Genomic DNA, 22,745 nt, shown 5'->3' with positions numbered 1-22,745 from the left:
GTATAGGCTTTTCAGCATTACTGCATGGGCTAGACAGCAATGTTGCCTAGGCTTTGCAGTTTGATGATAAACGTGCAAACAAGTTGGTAAGGAGCCTAGATTTGGGGCTGAAATGGAAGCTATGAAGCGCTCGACGTGTTCATTAAGACTAGGTATCTAACCCCTCTTTTTTGCTATCTCGACATGACTTTTTGTTTGAATTTATGATTTTTTGTGTTAATATAGCGTAATTGTAGGCTAAAACTTAGTACCTTTGGGCTCGCTTTGGAAGCATCATATAATAACGTTATAAATTCTTTATGTATTTTACTTTATTTGTTACCGTTTTGATAACGGCTGTAGTTTTGGTGGTGGCAGCATACGTCATAGCCAAGCTTATCGGTCCGCGTTCGTACAATCCGGTCAAAGGTGAAGCATTTGAGTGTGGTATTCCGACCCGTGGGTCGTCGTGGTTGCCAAACCATATTGGGTACTATCTCTTTGCAATCCTTTTCTTGGTGTTCGACATTGAGACCGTGTTCCTATATCCTTGGGCAGTTGTTGTAAAACAGTTTGGACCGATGGCTCTTGTTAGCATCGGCTTCTTCCTTGTAGTACTAGTATTTGGCTTGGCTTATGCTTGGCGGAAAGGAGCGTTGGAATGGAAGTAAGAAAAAGAGCATCTATCAAGAGTTTTCCTTACGATGACTTTAAGGACAATGACTCACTAGAGCGTATTGCTGAAGAACTGAACGAAGGTGGAGCCAACGTAGTGTTGGGTTCGCTCGACGCAGCCATCAACTGGGGACGCTCAAACTCACCTTGGTCGTTAACCTTTGGTACCTCTTGCTGTGGTATCGAGTTCATGTCTATCGGTTGTTCTCGTTACGATATGGCTCGTTTCGGATGGGAGGTTACACGTAACTCGCCCCGTCAAGCCGACCTAATCATGTGTGCCGGAACGATTACCAACAAGATGGCTCCGGTGTTCAAGCGTCTTTATGACGAGATGGCAGAACCTAAGTATGTGGTAGCTGTGGGGGGATGTACCATCAGTGGTGGTCCGTTTAAGAAGAGCTATAGTGTGGTTCGCGGTATAGACGAGCTGGTGCCAGTGGATGTATACATCCCCGGTTGCCCTCCACGTCCCGAAGCTATCATCTATGGCATGATGCAGTTGCAGCGTAAGATTAAAGTAGAGAAATTCTTTGGTGGTGCTAACCACAAGATGAACAGCGAAGAGAAAGCTGAGAGTTTGAAGCTTGGTGGACTTCGTGGTTTGAGTAATGAGAATTTCAGTGCCGACAAGTTGGGCAACAATCGTCCTATCATTGTGACGGAAACGCCTGCTCAGGAGAAAATAGAAGAATTAGGCAAGGAACTTGATACATTGGAGCAGAATGCTGTAAAGGCAGAAAATATCCCTGTAACTCCTGCTACTCCCGCAGCTCCTGCAACTGAGTCGCCTTCTACTGAAACTAATAATAAATAAGGTAAGCGAGCAATATGAAATTAGAAAATAAAGAATTAGGCTTCGATAGTTTCCTTGCGGAGATGACGAAACTGAAAGATGAAAAACATTTCGATTACCTCGTTACAATCATAGGTGAAGATTTTGGAGGCGAAGGAGGACTTGGCTGTATCTATATTTTGGAGAATACAGAGAGTCATGAACGCATCAGTGTAAAGCAGTTGGCAAAGCAAGTGGGTGAGGAGTATGTCATTCCTTCGCTCTATCATGTATGGGCCAGCAGCGATTTGTTGGAGCGTGAGGTCTTCGATTTCCTTGGTATCAAGTTCTTGGGACATCCGGATATGCGTCGCCTTTTCTTGCGCAACGATTTCCAAGGGTATCCTCTCCGTAAGGATTTTGATATGAGTCCGGATGCTAACCAGTTCCCTATGACCGACGAGCCTGAATCTGACTGGACTTCAGAATGGAATTTAAATGCCAATGGTGAATTGGTTGAGACCAAGCATCGTCTTTTTGATGAGAACGATTTCGTGATGAACTTTGGTCCTAACCACCCTTCTACGCATGGTGTGCTTCGTTTGCAGACGGTCGTAGATGGTGAGACTATCAAGCATGTTTATCCACATTTGGGATATATCCATCGTGGTATTGAGAAGATGATGGAGGATATGACCTATCCACAAACACTTGCATTAACCGATCGTCTTAACTATCTGTGTGCTATGCATCATCGTCATGCCTTGGTTGGCGTGATAGAAGAAGCTATGGGTATAGAATTGAGCGACCGTATACTGTACATCCGTACCATCATGGACGAGTTGCAGCGTATCGATAACCACTTGTTGTTCCTCGGTACATGTGCACAAGACTTGAGTGCGTTGACAGCATTCCTTTATTGTATGCGCGACCGTGAACAGGTGCTTAATGTGATGGAAGAGACCACTGGTGGACGCCTGATACAGAACTATTATAGAATAGGTGGATTACAAGCCGATATCGATCCGAACTTCGTTGAGAATACGAAGAAGTTGTGTAAGTATCTCCGTCCGATGATTCAAGAGTATCTTGACGTATTCGGGGATAATGTGATTACACATCAACGTTTGGAAGGTGTGGGCGTTATGGATATGCCTAATTGTATTAATTATGGTGTGACGGGTCCTGCCGGTAGAGCTTCGGGCTGGCACAACGATGTGCGTAAGAACCATCCATATGCTTTGTATGACAAGGTGAAGTGGAACGATATCGTTGCTACTAATGGCGACTCTATGGATCGATATATGATTCATATTCAAGAACTCTATCAGAGTTTGGACATCATCGAACAGTTGATAGACAACATACCTGAGGGAGAATACTATATCAAACAAAAGCCGGTAATCAAGGTTCCGGAAGGTCAATGGTTCTTCTCTGTTGAAGGTGGAGCCGGCGAATTCGGTGTTTATCTTGATAGCCGTGGCGATAAAAGTCCGTATAGAGTGAAGATGCGTCCGATGGGATTGAATATTGTAGGCGCTTTCGACAAGATGTTGAAGGGGCAGAAGATAGCCGATCTCGTGGCAACGGGTGCTGCTGTCGACTTCGTTATTCCCGATTTGGACAGATAATACTAATTTCAAAGAATGATAGAATAAAAACAACGAATAATTATGTTTGATTTTAGTATAGTTACAACATGGTTTGACAATCTTCTCCGCCAGACTCTTGGTCTAGGAGATTTCTTGTCTATATTGATAGAATGTGTGATCGTCGGTGTGTTGATATTGACAGCATATGCCGTCATTGCCATTATACTTATATTTATGGAACGCAAGGTTTGTGCATACTTCCAATGCCGTATCGGGCCGGTTCGTGTAGGTCCGTGGGGTATATTCCAAGTATTTGCTGACGTTGTGAAGATGTTGATAAAGGAAATTTTCATCATTGATAAGGCTGATAAGCTTCTTTATTGCATAGCTCCGTTCCTCGTTATTATTGCTTCGGTGACGACTTTCTCGTTCCTCCCTTGGAATAATGGTGCAGTCATTCTTGACTTCAATGTCGGCATATTCTTGCTTACCGCCGTTTCTTCAATAGGCGTGTTGGGTATCTTTATAGCCGGTTGGGGTAGTAATAATAAGTACTCTGTAGTCTCTGCTATGCGTGGAGCTGTTCAGATGATTTCCTATGAAATATCGTTAGGACTATGCTTGATAGCAGCAGTTGCACTTACCGGAACGATGCAAATCAGCGGTATTGTGGCAGAACAGACAGGTCCTTGGAACTGGCTTATCATCAAAGGACATATCCCAGCCATCATTGCTTTCTTGGTATTCTTGATTGCCGGCAATGCGGAAGCAAACCGTGGCCCGTTCGACTTGGCTGAGGCTGAGAGCGAGTTGACTGCCGGTTATCATACTGAGTATTCAGGTATGGGATTTGGTTTCTACTATTTGGCAGAATATTTGAATCTGTTTGTTATCTCAGGTGTTGCTGCAACAGTCTTCTTAGGCGGTTGGGCACCCCTGAATATCGGCATTGAAGGTTTCGATAATTTGATGAATTTGATTCCCGGATTCGTGTGGTTCTTCGGTAAGACATTCGTAGTCGTATGGCTATTGATGTGGATTCGTTGGACATTCCCACGTCTGCGTGTCGACCAAATATTGAAGCTTGAATGGAAATATCTCATGCCATTGTCATTGCTCAATCTCGTATTAATGACTTTATGTGTAGCATTTGGCTTGGTAGGTTAAATAAATAAGGTATAGAAATGGCAAATAATGAAAAATCATATTTCTGGGGTATTGCCGATGGATTAAAGACTTTGGTTACCGGTTTGAGGGTAACTTTGAAAGAATACTTTATTCCTAAGACGACAGAGCAGTATCCTGAGAACCGCAAGACGACACTGCACGTGAGCCCACGCCATCGTGGTCGCTTGGTGTTTAAGCGCGATGAGAATCAAGCTTATAAGTGTGTTGCTTGCTTGATGTGTGAGAAAGCTTGTCCGAATGATACTATTAAGATCACTTCTGAAATGGTGACCAATGAGGAAACCGGTAGAAAGAAGCGTCAATTGATAGACTATCAGTACGATCTTGGAGACTGTATGTTCTGCGAGCTTTGCGTCAATGCTTGTAATTTTGATGCTATCGAGTTTACCAATGACTTTGAAAACAGTGTTTTCGACCGTGATAAACTCGTGTTGCATCTAGATAAAGAAGTATATAAGGGTGGCAGTCTGCCTCAATTGATTGATGGTGGTGCTCCATTCGAAATAGGTAAGTTCAATACTAAAACAAAATAGGTTAGTAACGAATATGGCAAATTTAGTTGTATTTTGCATCCTAGCTGTAGTCATCATTTGCTCAGCTGTGATGTGTGTAATGACAAAAAGAATTATGCGAGCTGCTACTTTCCTGTTGTTCGTGTTGTTCGGTGTTGCAGGCATATATTTCCTGCTTGACTATACATTCTTGGGTGCTGCGCAGATTTCTATCTATGCCGGTGGTATCACGATGATGTATATCTTCGCTATCCAGTTGGTATCGAAGCAGGCCCTGCAAGGCTTGGTAGAACGTTTTAAAGGTAGCCGTGTGCTGAGTGGAGTATTGGTTTCGCTCATCGGTTTGGCTACTGTAGCAGTGATTCTTCTCAAGAATGAGTTTATTAATGCAGCTACTCAAGTAGCAGATACTGAAGTTCCAATGGCACAGATTGGTAATAGTTTGCTTGGAGCAGATAAGTTCCAATATGTATTACCATTTGAGTTTATCTCTGTGTTCTTGCTGGCTTGTATTATTGGTGGAATTATGATAGCACGAAAGGAGGAAAACAAATGATACCCGTATCGGCTTATTTTATCTTGAGCACATTGTTGTTCTTCATTGGAGTATTTGGTTTTGTTACCCGTCGCAACTTGGTTGCTATGCTCATTTCCGTCGAGTTGGTACTGAATGCGGTGGATATTAACTTCGCAGTATTCAATCGTATCTTGTTCCCCGGACAGTTGGAAGGCTTTTTCTTTACGCTGTTTTCCATCGGTGTGAGTGCTGCTGAGTCAGCCGTTGCTTTGGCAATAATCATCAATGTTTACCGTAATTACAAGAGTGATCAGGTGAACAGTATTGAAAATATGAAATTCTAAAAAGACAATGGAATATAGTTATTCATTTTTAATACTTCTTCTCCCATTCCTAAGCTTCTTGCTTCTTGGACTTGCGGGAATGAAGATGAAAGAGAAGGTTGCCGGTTTGATAGGTACCTGTATGATGGGCTTGGTGTTTGCTATGTCTTGTTTTACGGCATACGAATACTTCTTCGCGGTAGGTCGCGAGGCTGCTACAGGTCTTTATCCTACTGTAACCGTCTTTAATTTGACTTGGTTGAAGTTTACAGAACTATTGACTTTTAACATTGGTTTCCGCTTGTCGCCAATCAGTGTGATGATGTTGATAGTGATTACTACAGTCAGTTTTATGGTTCATATCTACTCTTTCGGCTACATGGCAGAAAGAGATGAGCATTACGAAAAGGAAGGTTACGAGAAAGGTTTCCAACGTTTCTATGCCTATTTGAGCCTCTTTACCATGTCTATGTTGGGGTTGGTAGTAGCTACAAACATCTTCCAGATGTATATGTTCTGGGAGTTGGTGGGTGTATGTTCTTACCTTTTGATTGGTTTCTACTATCCCAAACACGAGGCAGTGCACGCTAGTAAGAAAGCATTTATTGTAACACGTTTTGCCGATTTGTTCTTCCTTATCGGTATCTTGTTCTTCAGTTACTATGTTGGAACATTCAATTACGACCTTCATGCTAATCCCGAATTAGGTTCAAAGTTATCTCAGGTAGCCGTAGAGTATAGTTGGGTATTGCCTTGGGCTTTGTTCTTGATGTTTATCGGTGGTGCCGGTAAGAGTGCCATGTTCCCATTACATATTTGGCTTCCGGATGCTATGGAGGGTCCAACTCCTGTATCTGCGTTGATTCATGCAGCTACCATGGTGGTTGCCGGTGTCTATCAAGTTGCAAGTATGTTCCCCATTTACGTTCAGTTTGGGGCTATAGAGCAACTTCATTGGATAGCATATATCGCAGCTTTTACAGCATTCTATGCTGCAGCTGTTGCATGTTGCCAACGGGATATTAAGCGTGGTTTGGCTTTCTCTACGATTTCCCAGATTGCTTATATGCTTGTAGCTTTAGGTGTTTGTACAGCTTTGGACAACCATGAAGGTGGCTTGGGTTATATGGCCGGTATGTTCCACTTGTTTACTCATGCCATGTTTAAGGCGTTACTCTTCCTTTGTTCAGGTGCTATCATTGTGATTATTGGCAGCAACTTCAAAGAGTATATGGGAGGTTTGCACAAGTATATGCCTATTACAAATGCTTGTTTCTTGATTGGATGCTTGGCTATCAGCGGTATTCCACCATTTGCCGGCTTCTTCTCTAAGGATGAAATCATTACGGCTTGTATGCAATTCAGTCCTTGGATGGGCTACTTTATGACGTTGGTAGCCGGTATGACTGCGTTCTATATGTTCCGTTTATACTATGTTATATTCTGGGGACAGAGCTATTATGAACTAGATCCCGAACATCGTCGCCGTCCTCAGGAGGTTCCGGCGGTTATGTGGATTCCATTGGTATTCCTTGCAGTGGTTTCATGTGTAGCCGGTTTGATTCCATTTGGGCATTTCGTGTCAGCTACAGGAGAGAGTTATGACATCCATATCAATATGCAGGTGGCAGCTACAAGCATTGTTGTTGCATTGCTAGGAATTGGTTTGGCTACTTATATGTATGCTCCTAAGAAGCAACCTTTGGCAGATATGCTGGCTAAGAAGTTGCCTACACTCCATAAGGCAGCTCTCAATCGTTTCTATATAGATGATGCTTGGCAGTTTGTTACCCATAAAGTCATCTTCAACTGTATCTCTAAACCTATTGCTTGGTTCGACCGTCAAGTCATTGATGGTACATTCAACTTCATGGCTTGGGGTGCTCAAGAGGCTGGAGAGACTATTCGTCCGTGGCAGAGTGGCGATGTACGCCAGTATGCTATTTGGTTCTTGACGGGTAGTGTAGCGCTTACGTTGATCTTACTTTGCATTCTTTAATTTGAAAAGATAGAAAGATGAGTATATTAACTTTATTCGTAGTTATTCCCGTACTGATGTTGTTGGGTCTTTGGATTGCCCGCAATGATAATCAAGTACGTGGTGTGATGGTAGCAGGTGCGTCAGCTATTCTTGTATTAGCGGTTTGGCTTACTGTTACTTTTGTTCAGATGCGTCATGCAGGCAATACCGATGCGATGCTCTTTACGGCTAGTATCCCTTGGTTTAAGCCTTTGAATATAGCTTATAGTGTGGGTGTTGATGGAATCTCCGTAGTGATGATACTCTTGAGTGCCATCATTGTTTGGACCGGAACATTTGCTTCTTGGCGTATGCAACCCATGATGAAAGAGTATTTCCTGTGGTTTACTCTGTTGAGTATCGGTGTGTTTGGCTTCTTCATCTCTACCGATATGTTCACCATGTTCATGTTCTATGAGGTGGCCTTGATTCCTATGTACCTCTTGATTGGTGTGTGGGGAACAGGTCCAAAGGAGTATGCTGCCATGAAGCTTACTCTGATGTTGATGGGTGGTTCGGCTTTGTTGATTATCGGTATCCTCGGTATTTATTACTTTAGTGGTGCAACAACCATGGAGGTAACTCAGATAGCAGCTCTGCACAATATCCCTGTTGAGGTTCAGAAAGTATTCTTCCCATTCATTTTTATCGGCTTTGGAGTGCTTGGAGCCATGTTCCCATTCCACACATGGAGCCCCGACGGTCACGCCAGTGCGCCTTCAGCTGTATCTATGTTGCACGCCGGTGTGTTGATGAAACTTGGTGGTTACGGATGTTTCCGTATTGCTATGTACTTGCTACCTGAGGCTGCTCAGGAGTTATCATGGATATTCTTGATTCTCACAACCTGCTCTGTTGTCTATGGTGCGCTCTCTGCTTGTGTACAGACCGACTTGAAGTATATCAACGCATATTCTTCTGTGTCTCACTGTGGACTTGTATTATTCGCTCTATTGATGATGACTCAGACTGCTTGTACAGGTGCTATTCTCCAAATGTTATCCCACGGTTTGATGACAGCATTGTTCTTTGCCGTTATCGGTATGATTTACCACCGTGCCGGAACACGTGATGTACGTTACCTAGGTGGTTTGATGAAAGTTATCCCATTCCTTTCTGTGGCTTATGTCATTGCCGGTTTGGCCAACTTAGGTCTGCCCGGTTTCTCTGGATTCGTTGCCGAAATGACCATCTTTGTAGGCTCTTTCCAGAATGCTGACATGTTCCGTCGCGTATGCACCATCATTGCTTGTACGTCTATTGTGATTACAGCAGTCTACATTCTGCGTGTTGTTGGTAAGATTCTTTATCAGAAAGTGCCCAACCCAGAGTTCGAGAAATTGCACGATGCCTCTTGGGATGAGCGTGTAGCTGTTATTGGTTTGATTGCCTGTGTTGCAGGATTAGGTATGTTCCCACTTTGGGTCGGCAATACCATTTCAGATGCAGTGGGTACAATTCTTCAGAACATTATCGGATAATCTAGAATTAATAAAGAGATGAATTATAGTCAATTTTTAAATATGATTCCAGAGGTTACGTTGACAGTAGCCTTGGTTATTACTTTTATTGCCGATTTCTGGAGTGCAAGTTCCACAGACCGTAAGTGGTTCAATCCGTTGGTATGTGTACTGTTGTTGGCTCATTTGTTATTCAATATCGGTCCTACAGAAGCTACGACAGCTTTTGGTGGCATGTATTACACGAATGCTTCTATCGGCATTATCAAGACTATTTTGGCCTTTGGTACATTGATTGTACTTATTCAGTCAAAGGAATGGATGAGCCGTCCTGACACATCTTTCAAAGAAGGCGAGTTCTATGTATTGATGCTTTCAACATTGTTGGGTATGAACATGATGGTAAGTGCCAACCATTTCCTTTTGTTCTTCCTTGGATTAGAGATGGCTTCAGTGCCTATGGCTTGCCTTGTTGCACTTGATAAATATCGCCACGACTCTGCCGAAGCAGGTGCTAAGTTCATTCTGACAGCAACTTTCTCCAGTGGTGTGATGTTGTATGGTATCTCATTCCTCTATGGTGCTGTCGGTACATTGTACTTCGACGATGTAGCAACAAGAATTACAGCTACTCCGTTGACCATTATGGGATTAGTATTCTTCTTCAGTGGACTTGGTTTTAAGATTAGTCTTGTGCCTTTCCACTTTTGGACTGCCGACACTTATCAGGGTGCGCCAACCACCGTTACAGGCTATCTTTCTGTCGTAAGTAAAGGTGCTGCTGCGTTTACATTGTGCGCTATCTTGATGAAAGTGTTTGCTCCTATGGCGGAGTATTGGCAGTATTTGCTCTATATAGTTGTGGTATTGTCTATTACCATCGCCAACTTGTTTGCACTTCGTCAGAGCAATTTGAAGCGTTTCATGGCGTTTAGCTCTATCTCACAGGCCGGTTATATCGTGCTGGCCATCGTGGGTAACTCTGCATTGAGCGTGGCTACACTCAGCTTCTATGTTTTGATTTACGTGGTAGCTAATATGAGTGTATTCACTATCATCAGCACTATCGAAGAGCATAACAACGGAACTGTAGAGATGGATAGCTACAATGGTCTTTACAAGACCAACCCCAAGTTGGCTTTCTTGATGACTTTGGCTTTGTTCTCGCTCGGTGGTATTCCTCCATTTGCGGGTATGTTCAGTAAGTTCTTTGTCTTTATGGCAGCCGTTAAGGGTATGAGTATTGACACTACTGTTGGTACTTGGGCTTACATTGTATTGTTCATAGCTTTGATTAATACCGTAGTGTCGTTGTACTACTATCTGCTTATTGTCAAGGCCATGTTCATTCGTCACAACGATACACCGTTGCCAACATTCCAAAGCAATCTCAATACCAAGTTGGCATTGGCTCTTTGTACGCTTGGTATTGTTGCTTTCGGCGTTTGCTCATTTGTCTTCGATTGGATTGATATGGCATCTAAAGCCATGTAAAATTCCTTCTTCATATTTAAAAAGCGTTTAGGTCGTCTGACTTAAACGCTTTTTTATTTGCTATGTATACTACTCGTAATGGGCAAAAACCTTATTTCTAACTCCTAGCTTGTTTGTTTGTCAATTTATCAATAGGCCAATTTGCAGCCTGCAAAGCCGTAACAGTGCTGCTGGCTGGCCCTTGCAGTAATGCTGTTTGGGCTTGGCAGTAAGATTGCCGAAATGTTGCAGTCTCTAGTAAATAAGTTAACGACTTCACCAGTAGATAAGTTTGAGCTGTTGGTATTGGTGTTTTAAGTGTAAATTAGTACCTTTGTACAAATATCACAACCCTGAATCATGAAAAGAAATTATTTATTATTGTTTGTTTGTCTTTGGCTTGTAGGTGGTCTACATGCCGAAGAGAAGTTGTCTAAAGAACAGGCTATTGCTGTCAAGCAAGAGTTGGTGGAACAATGGAAAGCTGATGTTCGTGCGCGTTATCGGCAAACATGGAATGACAAGTGTGTACGTATTGACACATTGAAAATGCCGTTTTGGGTGAAAATATATGGTGAGAAGCCGAAAGACGGTTATAGTCTGTATATCTCATTGCATGGTGGCGGTACGGCACCGGCAGCTGTCAATGATCAGCAGTATGAGAATCAGAAACGCCTCTATGCACCTAAGAACAGTGTGTATTTAGTACCTCGTGCTCCTTATAATTTGTGGAATATGTGGTGTCGACCTATGTTAGATCAATTCTATGAGGCTCTTATTCAAATGGGAATAGTCTTTGAAGACGTAAATCCCGATAAGGTTTACATTATGGGATATTCGGCTGGAGGAGATGGAGTGTGGCGCATGGCACCGCGTATGGCCGATACTTGGGCTGCAGCTTCGATGATGGCTGGTCATCCCGGTGATGTTTCATTGTTGAATTTGCGTAATACTCCATTTATGATATGGTGTGGAGCAGATGACGCTGCTTATGATCGTAACAAGTTAGATGAGCAGCGTGGTGTGCAGATGGACTCATTACAGCAGGCTGATCCTGAAGGTTATATCCACGAAACACATATCGTAAAAGGGATGGGACACTGGATGCAACGTGTAGATACCGTTGCCGTTGATTGGATGGCACAGTATCAGCGTAATCCTTATCCAAAGAAAATCGTGTGGCAGCAAGAAGAGGTGCGCCGGCCATCGTTCTATTGGATAACAATTCCCAAGCGCGAGATGTTGCGTGGTAAAACTATCCGCTTGTCGGTAGAAGGAAATGTTATCAATATCACAGAGTGTAATTATAAACAGCTAACATTGAGTTTGAACGATGAACTGGTCAACTTGGATGAGAAGGTGACGGTGTTGTATCGTGGTAAGAAAGTGTTTAAAGGAAAGTTGAAGCGTTCGCGTGCGACGCTCGAAGCAACACTGAAAGAGCGCAATGATCCTCGATTCGCTTTTCCGGCACAAGTGAGATTGGATTTGCGATAATTGAAGTTATCACTTCTATAATTATCCTTTTGGCACACGAATTGCTATTATAAAAAGAAAAATGTATGGGTAGAACTAAATTCTCACAACAAGAAATTAAGCAAATAGCTCGTCTGCTGCATCTCAAGAATGAAAGTAATCGGTTTAAGCAAAAGATGATTCGACACGATCTGAGAGTGGAATTCGAGTTTAATATCTCTGACTTCAATGAGCCCGGTAAAGCTTTTGGAGAGGAAGAATTGCAGGATGCTATTCGGCGTGGTACAATAGAGATATTAGACGATAAGACCATTGCCGACATGAAAGAGAAGCGTGCTCGTGATAAGGCACGTGACGAAGCTGCTCGTATCAAGCAGGCTGTAGAGCTGGGCGAGGCTACAGATTGGCAGGAAGCTATGAAAGAATGGCAGGAATGGGAAAGCAGTCAACCCAATAAATAATCAACAATTAAACAATAGAATTATGGCACATGGACACGATGTCCTCCACATGATGGAGGGTAATAGTTATGATAGTAAGGAAAGTTTGGTGAAGGCTATCATCGAGAAGTTTGGTACGGAAGAACGTTTTCATACTTGTTCGGTAGATGGAATGGATGCTGAAGAATTGGTAGACTTCTTGGAAGAGCGTGGTAAGTTTATGCCTTCTAAGCAGGAAGGGTTTACTGTAGATGCATCTAAGATTTGTAATCATTGAATTTCAAGGACCAGTATATGATTAAGATATATGGTATGAAATCGTGTCCGGACTGTGTAGCGGTCTATGAACAGATAGAAGGGGATAGCCGTTATCAGACAGTTGATATAGGGGCACATGTGAGTTACCTGAAAGAATTCCTACGCTTGCGTGACAATAATCCTGTTTTCGACGATGCTCGTAAGTATGGTTATGCCGGAATTCCCTGCTTCGTGTTGGAAGATGGTAGGGTGACGCTTTCACCCGAAGAGGCTGGTATTACACTAGGAGCAAGTCATGGTGCCTCATGCAATATTGATGGGACAGGGTGTTGAAGATACTATTGTGGCTTATATAAGTTCTATGGTTAAGGAGTTTTAGAGTATTCTTAACCATAGAACTTTTTTAATTTCATTCTTCGATGAGCACGTAAGTGATACCAATAGATTATCGTTGCAACTTAAAAAATACCAAAATATTGAAAAAACTCAAACTTTCTGTATCTAATTCTAAAAACTAAACTATCTTTGCATAAGACAGATTACGGTCAGAAAATATGAGAACGAACTCTCGTTTTGCTCGCTTGTACCGTCTTCTTAATAATAGGAAGGGATGTAGGGGAAACAAAATATGGAGTCGCTGCATCATTTAAAACCTTCAAGAACAATCTAGCCACCTTAGACATGAAAAAACAATTATTAGTGATATGTGCACTTTTTTGCTTGGTGATGGTTTGTCAAGCGCAGGCTAGTGGTATCATGTGCGGTGATGAACAAACAGAATCCTACTTTCCACTGTTGAAGAATAAACGGGTAGCCCTTTTCTCCAATCATACCGGTTTGGTTAAAGGACGCCATCTAATAGATGTATTGTTGGCTCATCATTTTAATGTAGTAGGCGTATTCTCACCCGAACATGGATTTCGTGGTAAGGCCGATGCTGGAGAAACGGTTGGTAACTCGATAGATGAAGAGACTGGTGTGCAGATCTATTCGCTTTATAAGGGAGAAGGGGGAAAGCCCGATGAAGCGTTATTAAACAAAACCGATATTTTATTAGTGGATATTCAAGATGTAGGACTACGTTTCTACACCTATTATATATCTATGTATAAGTTGATGGATGTATGTGCTGAGCGACGTATACCGGTTGTGATACTGGATAGACCTAATCCCAATGGCTTTTATGTAGATGGCCCGTTGCTTGACATGAAGTATAAGTCGGGGGTAGGCGCATTGCCTATTCCTGTGGTACATGGTATGACTTTAGCCGAATTGGCATTGATGATTAATGGCGAAGGATGGCTCAGTAAAGGCCGGAAGTGTCCTTTACAGGTGGTAGCTTGTAAGAATTATACTCATCAGTCGCATTATGATTTACCTGTTCCACCATCACCCAATTTACCTAATATGAAGTCAATATATCTGTATCCTTCTACTTGTTACTTTGAAGGGACGGTTGCTAGCTTGGGTCGTGGTACCGATAAGCCATTTCAAATTTATGGTCATCCTTTGTTGAAAGGTGGAACATACGACTTTATACCGCGTAGTATATCCGGAGCTAAGAACCCTCCATTGCTGAATGAACAGTGTCATGGAGTGAATTTAACAATGATTCCAAATGAGGATATATGGAAGAATGGCCTTGATTTGTCTTATGTGATAGATGCTTATCGGAAGATAGGTATCGGTGATAAGTTCTTCACTCCATTTTTTGAAAAGCTCATCGGTGTAGGCTATGTACGCAAAATGATAGAGAGTGGGCACAACGCAAAGTCTATCAAAGCACGTTGGAAGAATGATGTGAAGAAATTTAAGATACAGCGTAAACCTTATTTACTCTATCCGGAATAACCCCCTAGAACCTTAAGCCTATGTCTCCAATTACAATTATCTTCATCGTTGCGGCCTATTTCGCAGTACTTTTGGCCATATCATGGTATGCCAAACGCAATGTAGACAATGCCGGTTTCTTCACAGGCAACCGCCAGTCGAATTGGTATATGGTAGCATTCTCTATGATTGGTGCCAGTATTTCGGGCGTCACCTACGTGTCTGTACCCGGTATGGTAGGGAAAAGTAGTTTTGGATACTTGCAGTTGGTGATGGGATTTATCGTAGGACAACTGTTGATAGCCTTTGTGTTGACACCACTATTTTATAAAATGAAGTTGACATCGGTGTATGAATATTTAAGCAATCGATTTGGTCTGTCTTCTTATCATACGGGAGCTTGGTTCTTTTTTATTTCAAAGATGCTTGGTGCAGCGGTACGTTTGTTCTTGGTATGCTTTACGCTTCAACTGTTGGCTTTTGACCCCTTAGGTATTCCTTTTGGCGTGAATGTAGCCATCTCAATATCTTTTGTTTGGCTTTATACAGCGCAGGGGGGGGTGAAGTCGGTTATTTGGGCTGACTTGATTAAGACTTCGTGCCTGATTATTTCAGTCGGATTGTGTATCTACTTCATTACCCGTCAAATGAATATGGTTGGTGGACAGATGTGGCAAGCGGTGCAAGAAAGCAGCATGAGTCGTATATTTTTCTTCGATGATGTAAATAATAAGCAGTATTTCTTCAAACAATTCCTAGCAGGAATTTTTACGATGGTAGCCATGAATGGTCTAGACCAAGACATGATGCAGCGTAACTTGAGCTGCCGAAATAGTAAAGAGTCGCAACTGAATATGATTATAAGTATCTTGTTACAGTTTGTTGTGGTATGGGCTTTTCTGATGCTGGGTGCATTACTCTATCTGTTTGCAGATATGAATGGCCTACAACAAGAGGGTGATAAGATATTTCCGATGATAGCAACAGGAGGTTATTTGCCGGTTATTGTGGGAGTATTGTTCATCATTGGCCTGGTATCTTCGGCTTATAATGCTGCAGGCTCAGCCCTTACAGCCTTGACAACATCGTTTACAGTAGATATTTTGGGTATCAAGCATCGTAGCGAAGAGGAAATCAGCCGGATTCGCAAGCGCGTTCACCTAGGTATGGCTATCGTGATGGGAGTGACGATTATGGTATTTAATTTCCTGAATAATACAAGTGTAGTAGATGCTGTATATACCTTGGCAAGCTATACTTACGGTCCTATCTTGGGTATGTTTGCTTTTGGTATTATCATGAAGCAATCGGTACGTGATAAGTATATACCATTGGTAGCCATTGTCTCGCCAGTTATCTGCTTTATTTTGGATAAGAATTCTGAGCATTGGTTTGGCGGTTATCATTTCAGTTATGAATTGTTAATCTTCAATGCATTCTTTACATTTATAGGTCTTTGTTTGTTGAGCAAGCGTGTAAAGGTTAACTAGAAAAGTGTTGTCATGGATGAGAAGAAACTTTCAATGAGCATTTTACTTGCTGCGATGAGTCTGAATATAGCAGCACAAGGAGTTTTTGCGCCCAAAGCTAATGAGCCATTGGTAACAGAGTTGACAGCTTTGCAGACTCCTACCAAAGGGCTAGTGGGGCGACATATTGCCATGTGGCAAAGCCATGGACGATATTATGAGAATAAGCTAGATCGTTGGGAATGGCAACGTGCTCGCTTGATGATGACAGTGGAAGATCTTTATACGCAAAGTTATGTGTTGCCATTTTTAGTACCTATGCTTGAAAATGCAGGCGCAAATGTGTTACTACCTCGCGAAAGAGACTGGAATACAGAGGAAATCGTGGTAGACAATGATGGAGCTTTCGGCAATCGTTCTTCCCAATATATAGAGCGAGTTGGGGCTCAGGCGTGGATTACAGGAGAAGGGAATGGGTTTGCACAGACACAAGATGTATATGTGGATATGCAAAATCCGTTTACGGCAGGGACGTTCCGTTGTGCTTCTTCTATCAAAAAAGGAAATGAAAGTACGGTAAGATGGGTTCCGGCTGTGAAGAATGGGGGGCGCTATGCGGTCTATGTTTCTTATCATACGTTGCCACAAAGCACTTCGTCGGCTATTTATACGGTAAAGCATCAAGGCGGAGTGAGCCGTTTTAGTGTGAACCAACAGATGGGTGGAGGCACGTGGATATATCTTGGAACATTCTCATTTGAAAAGAATGCAAGTGGTAGTCAATATGTGGAATTAACGAATGCTACCGGTTCAAAAGGCGAAATAGTAACTGCAGATGCTGTAAAGTTTGGTGGCGGAATGGGAAATATAGGGCGTCCCGATGCTAGTGGCTATCCGCGTTTTACAGAAGCTGCTCGCTATTGGTTGCAATGGGCAGGTGCTCCTGATTCGGTTTATACTCCTTCGAAAGGGACAAATGACTATGCTGATGATTATAAATGTCGTGGATTGTGGGTCAACTGGCTTGCTGGTGGTTCGGAAGTGAATCCACAAGAAGTGGGATTGAATATCCCAGTAGACCTATCTTTTGCTTTCCATTCTGATGCCGGGACGACCTTGAATGATTCCATCATTGGCACGTTGGGCATCTATATGACTGATTGTTATGATGGCGTGTTTGCCAATGGAGCATCAAGACAATTGTGTAAAGAGCTGACAGATAGTATTCAAAATAGTATTTTGCACGATATACGACTGCAATTTGAGCCCAATTGGACAAGTCGTGGGAGCAGGGATGAATCGTATTTTGAAGCGCGTGTGCCACGTGTCCCGACCATGTTATTGGAACTCTTGTCGCATCAAAACTTTGCAGATATGCGCTATGGGCTTGATCCTCGATTTCGTTTCGCGGTCAGTAGGGCTATCTATAAGGGTATGTTGAGATTCTTGAGCAGGCAAAGAGGACAGAAATTTGAGGTTCAACCACTGCCGATAGATCATTTTGCAGCACACTTAAATGAGAAAAAAGAAGTGGAATTGACATGGTCGCCTGTACTTGATTCACTTGAAGAGTCGGCTCGTCCTGACCGTTATATTGTTTATAAACGAATAGGGGAGGGCGAGTTTGATAAGGGGACGACTGTGAAGAAGCCTCGTTATACGACACGAATTCCATCGGATGTAGTTTGTAGTTTCAAAGTTGTAGCATATAATAAAGGTGGTAAGAGTTTCCCATCTGAAACTCTTGCAGTGGGTATTTCGTCTAAGAATCCGATTAAAAAAGCCTTGATAGTGAATGGATTTAATCGCATAAGTGCCCCGGCCGATTTTGTTGCGCCCGGTGATGGCAGTTGTAAGATGGCTGGATTTCTTGACGATGTAGACCATGGGGTACCATACTTGCAAGATATTAGTTACATCGGTAAGATGAAAAACTTTGACCGTATGCAACCTTGGTTGGATGATGATTCAGGTGGGTATGGCGATAGTTATGGCGATCAAGAAACAAAAGTAATTGCAGGAAATACGTTTGATTATCCTTCAATGCATGGTGTGGCTATCTTAAAAGCTGGTTATTCGTTCGAATCATGTAGTAGAAAGACTTTTACAAAGGTTGAGGATGGTGTCTCGTTTGTAGATGTTATTCTTGGCAAACAATGCCAGACAAAGATGGGGCGAGGCGGTTTGAAGCCTTTAGAGTTTAAGGCTTTTGATGATAACATGCAACAAATGCTGACTGAGTATGCTCATCAAGGCGTAAACATCATGGTTACCGGCGCTTATGTAGGAACGGATATTTGGAATAATCCGTTGGCAGTTACAAGTAAAAAAGATCAAGATTTTGCAACAGGGGTGCTAAGATACAAATGGCGTAATAGTCGTGCTGCGATTACAGGACGTGTTAAAGGAGTACGTTCTCCATTGGATTTAAAGATAGGAGAGGTGAATTATTGGAATCAACTAAACGAAAAGTCGTATGTAGTTGAATCTCCCGATGGTATAGAACCAGCAGATAGTGCGTCGTTTACGGTGATGCGTTATCCTGAAAGCAACTTGAGTGCGGGCGTAGCTTATAGTGGTCATGATTATAAGACATTTATTATGGGAGTTCCTTTTGAATCTATCATCGATTCCATACAACGTGAAAGTTTGATGGATGCCGTGATTCGCTTCTTTGAAAAGGAATAAAAATGGAGGGTATAATTATAATAGTACAAACTAAAAAGATAAATAAGATATGAAAAAGATTAGCTGTTTTGTGCCATATATTAGTGAACAACAGGCTTCTGAAACAATAGAAGCTTTGCGTTCTGAAGCTGAAGTTAGTGATGTGAATAAAGTAGATGAAAGTCTATTTAAAACTTCTACGTTGAGAGCTATTGCCGCAAGAGCAACGGCAGAGTATACATTGATTTACACCAAACAAACTATTCTGCGCTTCGGGTATTTGGCTCTGAGACGCTTGATGAATATTGCCGAGGACACAGATGCGGGGATGGTTTATGCCGATCATTATAAAGTAATGAACGGAGAAGAAGTGAAAGCTCCCGTTATTGATTATCAGTTTGGTTCTTTGCGTGATGATTTTGATTTCGGGTCTGTGCTTTTCTTCAAAACTTCGGTGCTGAAACAAGCTGTTCAGCAGATGACAGCTGATTACCAATTTGCAGGTCTTTATGACTTAAGATTGAAGTTGAGCCAGTGTGCTAGTCTTGTTCATGTGAACGAATATCTATATAGTGAGATTGAAAATGATACGCGAAAGAGCGGTGAAAAGCAGTTCGATTATGTGGATCCTCGTAACCGTGACCGCCAAATAGAGATGGAGAAAGCATGTACAGAACATCTGAAAGAGATAGGTGGATACTTGAAACCAGAGTTTGATACAATCAATCTTGCAGAAGGAACTTTTGAATATGAGGCTTCTGTTATCATTCCGGTTCGTAATCGTGTCACTACAATTAAGGCAGCTATCGAATCTGTTCTGAAGCAGGAAACGTCGTTTAAATACAATGTAATCGTTATTGATAACCATTCAAATGATGGAACCAGTGAGGCTATTGAAACATTTGCCGATGATGAGCGCGTCGTTCATTTAATACCTGAACGTACAGATTTGGGTATTGGAGGATGTTGGAATCTTGGTGTTCAGTCTGAGTTGTGTGGTCGATTTGCTGTTCAATTAGATAGTGATGACCTATATAAAGATGCTCATACATTGCAAACAATTGTTGATGCATTCTATGCTCAGCAGTGTGGAATGGTCATTGGAACCTATATGATGACCGATTTTGACCTGAATACATTACCCCCCGGCATTATTGATCATAAGGAATGGACTCCAGATAATGGACGTAATAATGCCTTGCGTATCAATGGTTTAGGTGCGCCTCGTGCTTTCTTTACTCCTTTGGTAAGGCAGTTGGGACTGCCAAATACCAGTTACGGCGAGGATTATGCTATGGGATTGAATATTTCTCGTCACTATCAGATAGGTCGAATCTATGATGTTCTTTATCTTTGCCGGCGTTGGGGAGGCAATTCGGATGCGGCATTGAGTATAGAAAAGGTGAACGCTAATAATCTATATAAGGATAGAATCCGTACTTGGGAACTTCAGGCGCGTATAGCAATGAATCGTCAATAACAATTAACTTTCTTGTTTGAATGAAGAATATCACTCGAAATATCAGTCCATGGTTGTGGATACCAACCCTCTATTTTGCTGAGGGAATCCCTTATTTCATCGTCAATAACATCTCCGTAACGATGTTTACGCGTATGGGAGTGCCTAATGGTGAGATGGCATTGTTTACCAGTTTGCTTTATTTGCCATGGACCATCAAGCCATTGTGGAGTCCGTTTGTCGATATTGTTCGTACCAAGCGATGGTGGATTTTGATGATGCAATTGCTGATAAGCGCATGTTTTGTGCTGCTTACATTATCAATTCCGCATCCTGATTTGTCATTGATTCAGTCCATGCAGACCCCTGTGAGTATGTTTACATTCGTGCTAATACTCTTTATTATTACGGCTTTTGCCTCGGCAACCCATGATATTGCAGCTGATGGATTCTATATGTTGGCACTTAATCATTCCGAACAATCACTTTTTGTTGGTATTCGTAGCACCTTCTATCGCCTTTCTTCCATCTTTGGACAAGGTGTTTTGGTATTTATTGCGGGGTTGTTAGAATCGAAGACTAATAATATACCAATGGCTTGGACCATTACGATGGTAATCACGGCCATTATGTTTGCTTTGGTAACATTCTATCATACATTCTTCATTCCAAGGCCCAAAGAAGATGCATCACGCCTTGGTGACACAAAAGGACAGGCTAAAGAGATTATCTTTGAGTTTGGTCGTACCTTTGTTACGTACTTCAAAAAGCCCGGTGTATTGATTGCTATTGTTTTCATGTTGCTTTATCGTTTGCCCGAAGCATTTCTTTTGAAGATGGTCAATCCTTTCTTGTTAGATACTCGCGAGCATGGAGGATTGCAGCTAGCAACCGAGAATGTGGGCATCGTCTATGGTACAATAGGTGTCTTCTTCCTTACTATTGGTGGAATCATCGGTGGTATTGCTGCATCTAAATGGGGCTTGAAGAAGTCTTTGTGGCCTATGGCTGCTTGTATGACCCTGCCTTGTTTCACGTTCGTATACTTGAGTATGTTCGTGCCATCCAACCTTGTTGTTATCAGTATTTGCGTAGCTATAGAGCAATTTGGTTATGGTTTTGGTTTTACAGCGTACATGTTGTATATGATGTACTTCTCTGAGGGCGAGTTCAAGACAGCACATTATGCTATCTGTACGGCTTTCATGGCTTTGAGTATGATGATTCCGGGCATGTTTGCCGGTTATCTACAAGAATGGTTAGGCTATGAACACTTCTTTTGGATGGTCATCTTATGCTGTTTAGCTACTATAGCCGTAACATTATTAGTAAAGGTTGACCCTATGTATGGGAAGAAAGAAGAGCAAGAAAATGAAGACGTATAAAGGTATAATAGCATTACTTATTGGTGTGCTTGCATGCTCTCCGTTAGTCATGGAGGCTCGTAGCCATCGCGTTGAGGTGGGTATCGAAGTTTTACGTGACCAACAATTCAAATGCTTAGAAGGGAAACGGGTTGGTTTGATAACCAATCCTACCGGTGTTGATAGCAATTTGAAGTCTACGATAGATATTTTGTATGAAGCTCCTAATGTGAATCTTGTGGCTCTTTTTGGCCCGGAGCATGGGGTACGTGGTGATGTAAAAGCCGGTGATAAGGTCGAAGATATCAAAGATGTAACTACAGGATTACCAGTATATTCGCTCTATGGAAAGACACGCAAACCCGCTCAAGATATGTTGAAAGATATTGACGTATTGGTATACGATATTCAAGACATTGGTTGTCGATCGTTTACGTTTATCAGTACAATGGGGCTTGCAATGGAAGCTGCCGCAGAATGCGGTAAGGAGTTTGTGGTATTAGACCGTCCTAATCCTATTGGTGGATTGAAAATTGAAGGGAATTTAGTAGAGCCCGATTGTGTTTCGTTTGTCAGTCAGTTTAAAATACCTTATATATACGGACTTACATGTGGAGAGTTGGCGCAGCTGCTGAATGACGAACACATGTTAAAAAATGGGGTACAATGTAAACTTACAGTCGTAAAGATGAAAGGTTGGAAGCGCCATATGAACTATGGTGATACTGGATTGCAATGGATTGCTTCCTCACCCCATATCCCTCAAGCCCTTACTTCTTATTACTATCCCGTCAGTGGTATCTTAGGAGAATTAGGATACATGTCTATTGGAGTGGGCTATACGATTCCTTTCCAGATGTTTGCAGCTTCTTGGGTGAATGCCAATCAACTAGCTTCGGCCATGAACGCTCACCATTTGCCCGGTGTAACGTTCCGTCCTATCTACGTACGCCCTTACTATAGCGTTGGAGTAGGAAAGCAGTTGCAAGGTGTGCAAGTGCATTTGACTAATTATAAAGAGGCGACTCTTACCGACATACAGTTTATCTTGATGCAAGAGATAGCCAGGCTTTATCCGGAATATTCAATTCTTGAGCATGCAGATAAGGGCAGATTCTCTATGTTTGATAAAGTCTGTGGCTCCAAACAGATTCGCCGACTTATGATGAAGCGCAACCAATGGAGCGATGCTCGTGGTTATTGGTATAAAGATGTAGACGCTTTCCGTAGTCTTTCTAAAAAGTATTATCTTTATCATTAAACTTACT

20 protein-coding genes are annotated in these 22,745 nt (G+C 42.2%); all 20 read left to right on the top strand.

Going from position 1 to position 22,745, the window contains the following annotated elements:
* Positions 1-299: 299 nt before the first annotated feature.
* The 20 genes from AC1EK4_RS06865 (at position 300) to AC1EK4_RS06770 (ending at position 22,738) form a co-directional block, all read left to right on the top strand.
* Positions 300-650 carry an NADH-quinone oxidoreductase subunit A gene (locus AC1EK4_RS06865; RefSeq protein WP_036897165.1) on the top strand — a complete coding sequence of 117 codons (351 nt, stop codon included), beginning with the start codon at positions 300-302 and terminating at the stop codon, positions 648-650.
* A complete protein-coding gene (locus AC1EK4_RS06860) occupies positions 641-1,471 on the top strand; it encodes an NADH-quinone oxidoreductase subunit B (RefSeq protein ID WP_480357559.1) in 831 nt (276 codons plus the stop codon). Before AC1EK4_RS06865 ends, AC1EK4_RS06860 begins: the two co-directional genes overlap by 10 nt.
* 14 nt (positions 1,472-1,485) lie before the next feature.
* The gene (locus tag AC1EK4_RS06855; protein WP_480357558.1) at positions 1,486-3,060 is read left to right on the top strand and encodes an NADH-quinone oxidoreductase subunit D; all 1,575 of its coding nucleotides are present in this window, start codon (positions 1,486-1,488) and stop codon (positions 3,058-3,060) included.
* 42 nt (positions 3,061-3,102) lie between these two features.
* Positions 3,103-4,188, top strand: a complete 1,086-nt coding sequence (nuoH, locus tag AC1EK4_RS06850) for an NADH-quinone oxidoreductase subunit NuoH (RefSeq protein WP_036897158.1) — start codon at positions 3,103-3,105, stop codon at positions 4,186-4,188.
* A gap of 17 nt (positions 4,189-4,205) precedes the next feature.
* Positions 4,206-4,742, top strand: a complete 537-nt coding sequence (locus AC1EK4_RS06845) for a NuoI/complex I 23 kDa subunit family protein (protein ID WP_036897156.1) — start codon at positions 4,206-4,208, stop codon at positions 4,740-4,742.
* A 13-nt stretch (positions 4,743-4,755) separates the two neighbouring features.
* Positions 4,756-5,277: an NADH-quinone oxidoreductase subunit J family protein gene (locus tag AC1EK4_RS06840; protein WP_480357556.1), complete on the top strand. Its 522-nt coding sequence runs from the start codon at positions 4,756-4,758 to the stop codon at positions 5,275-5,277.
* A complete protein-coding gene (gene nuoK, locus AC1EK4_RS06835; protein ID WP_036897151.1) occupies positions 5,274-5,582 on the top strand; it encodes an NADH-quinone oxidoreductase subunit NuoK in 309 nt (102 codons plus the stop codon). Before AC1EK4_RS06840 ends, nuoK begins: the two co-directional genes overlap by 4 nt.
* Before the next feature lie 7 nt (positions 5,583-5,589).
* A complete protein-coding gene (gene nuoL, locus AC1EK4_RS06830; RefSeq protein WP_036897148.1) occupies positions 5,590-7,560 on the top strand; it encodes an NADH-quinone oxidoreductase subunit L in 1,971 nt (656 codons plus the stop codon).
* A gap of 17 nt (positions 7,561-7,577) precedes the next feature.
* Positions 7,578-9,062, top strand: a complete 1,485-nt coding sequence (locus AC1EK4_RS06825) for a complex I subunit 4 family protein (RefSeq protein ID WP_036897147.1) — start codon at positions 7,578-7,580, stop codon at positions 9,060-9,062.
* An 18-nt stretch (positions 9,063-9,080) separates the two neighbouring features.
* Positions 9,081-10,535, top strand: a complete 1,455-nt coding sequence (locus AC1EK4_RS06820; RefSeq protein WP_480357553.1) for an NADH-quinone oxidoreductase subunit N — start codon at positions 9,081-9,083, stop codon at positions 10,533-10,535.
* A 339-nt stretch (positions 10,536-10,874) separates the two neighbouring features.
* Positions 10,875-12,011, top strand: a complete 1,137-nt coding sequence (locus AC1EK4_RS06815) for an alpha/beta hydrolase (RefSeq protein WP_052052832.1) — start codon at positions 10,875-10,877, stop codon at positions 12,009-12,011.
* Between the two features lie 65 nt (positions 12,012-12,076).
* Positions 12,077-12,451, top strand: coding sequence for a hypothetical protein (locus AC1EK4_RS06810; protein ID WP_036897142.1), 375 nt, complete (start codon positions 12,077-12,079; stop codon positions 12,449-12,451).
* Between the two features lie 22 nt (positions 12,452-12,473).
* Entirely contained in the window at positions 12,474-12,707 is a 234-nt protein-coding gene (locus AC1EK4_RS06805; protein WP_036897139.1) for a YecH family metal-binding protein, read from the top strand.
* A gap of 17 nt (positions 12,708-12,724) precedes the next feature.
* Positions 12,725-13,021 (top strand): glutaredoxin, encoded by a 297-nt coding sequence (locus AC1EK4_RS06800; RefSeq protein WP_036897226.1) that lies wholly within the window; start codon positions 12,725-12,727, stop codon positions 13,019-13,021.
* A 348-nt stretch (positions 13,022-13,369) separates the two neighbouring features.
* Positions 13,370-14,539 carry an exo-beta-N-acetylmuramidase NamZ family protein gene (locus AC1EK4_RS06795; protein WP_036897135.1) on the top strand — a complete coding sequence of 390 codons (1,170 nt, stop codon included), beginning with the start codon at positions 13,370-13,372 and terminating at the stop codon, positions 14,537-14,539.
* A gap of 20 nt (positions 14,540-14,559) precedes the next feature.
* Positions 14,560-16,008, top strand: coding sequence for a sodium:solute symporter (locus AC1EK4_RS06790; protein ID WP_036897131.1), 1,449 nt, complete (start codon positions 14,560-14,562; stop codon positions 16,006-16,008).
* A gap of 33 nt (positions 16,009-16,041) precedes the next feature.
* Positions 16,042-18,675 carry a golvesin C-terminal-like domain-containing protein gene (locus tag AC1EK4_RS06785; RefSeq protein ID WP_480357598.1) on the top strand — a complete coding sequence of 878 codons (2,634 nt, stop codon included), beginning with the start codon at positions 16,042-16,044 and terminating at the stop codon, positions 18,673-18,675.
* Positions 18,676-18,724: 49 nt separating this feature from the next.
* The gene (locus tag AC1EK4_RS06780) at positions 18,725-20,134 is read left to right on the top strand and encodes a glycosyltransferase family 2 protein (RefSeq protein WP_480357552.1); all 1,410 of its coding nucleotides are present in this window, start codon (positions 18,725-18,727) and stop codon (positions 20,132-20,134) included.
* 20 nt (positions 20,135-20,154) lie between these two features.
* Positions 20,155-21,498, top strand: coding sequence for an MFS transporter (locus tag AC1EK4_RS06775; RefSeq protein ID WP_062432904.1), 1,344 nt, complete (start codon positions 20,155-20,157; stop codon positions 21,496-21,498).
* Between the two features lie 49 nt (positions 21,499-21,547).
* Positions 21,548-22,738, top strand: a complete 1,191-nt coding sequence (locus AC1EK4_RS06770) for an exo-beta-N-acetylmuramidase NamZ family protein (RefSeq protein ID WP_062432924.1) — start codon at positions 21,548-21,550, stop codon at positions 22,736-22,738.
* Positions 22,739-22,745: the final 7 nt, after the last annotated feature.

The sequence above is a fragment of the Prevotella sp. C0026C3 genome, from assembly GCF_056590795.1.
Note: the sequence above shows the minus strand (reverse complement) of the source record. Positions and strands in the feature narration are given on the sequence as shown.